The following is a 256-nucleotide window of genomic DNA, read 5'->3' on the forward strand; positions in this document are numbered from 1 at the left end:
GCGTCGGTGGTGTAATCCACCTGCCCGGTGTTCGTCGCGGTGATCGTGTACGTCACCGTCGCACCCGGCACGACCTCGGTCGTGTCAGCGGTCTTCGTGAATGCGATCGACTGGACCGGTGTGTTCGTCACACACCCGCCCTCGGTCGCACACGCCCCACCAGGACCGGTCGGAGTGACCGCGTTCGTGAGCACGTTGTCGCCGGTGTTCGGCTGCTTCACCGTCACCGAATACGTCACCGTGACCGTTTCGCCGA

General features: G+C 64.8%; 1 protein-coding gene. It reads right to left on the minus strand.

Features of this window, described 5'->3' with window-relative positions:
• The coding region (locus tag IFT89_RS20010; RefSeq protein WP_307783561.1) for a hypothetical protein at positions 1-239 on the minus strand (239 nt) is incomplete at its 3' end.
• Positions 240-256: the final 17 nt, after the last annotated feature.

The organism is Plantibacter sp. CFBP 13570, from assembly GCF_014841395.1.
GTDB lineage: Bacteria > Actinomycetota > Actinomycetes > Actinomycetales > Microbacteriaceae > Plantibacter > Plantibacter auratus.